General features: G+C 66.2%; 1 protein-coding gene. It reads left to right on the forward strand.

All coding sequences use genetic code 11. The features are described 5' to 3' along the window. Positions 1 to 376: mannitol dehydrogenase family protein (locus ABD920_RS24910; RefSeq protein WP_486357936.1), on the forward strand; the 376-nt coding region annotated here is incomplete at both ends.

Here is a 376-nt window from a genome sequence, read left to right on the forward strand (position 1 = left end):
TGGGCCAGAACCCGGACCTGCGCTTCATCTTCTCCAACACCACCGAGGCCGGCATCATGTATGATGAAAACGACACCAGCATTGACGCCATCCCGGCCAGCTTCCCCGGCAAGCTGACGGCCCTGCTCCACCGCCGCTACGAACACTTCGGCGGCGCGGAAGACAAGGGGCTGATTATCATCCCCACCGAGCTGATCGAGGGCAACGGCGACGCTTTGCGCCGCATCGTGCTGCAGTACGCCCGAACCTGGGGCCTGCCGCAGGGCTTCGCCGACTGGGTGCAGGGGCACACCGTCTTCTGCAACACGCTGGTGGACCGCATCGTGCCCGGCTTCCCGCGGGGCACCATCGGGGAGGTGCAGCGGGAGCTGGGCTA

The organism is Pontibacter saemangeumensis, from assembly GCF_039541895.1.
Taxonomy (GTDB): Bacteria; Bacteroidota; Bacteroidia; order Cytophagales; family Hymenobacteraceae; genus Pontibacter; species Pontibacter saemangeumensis.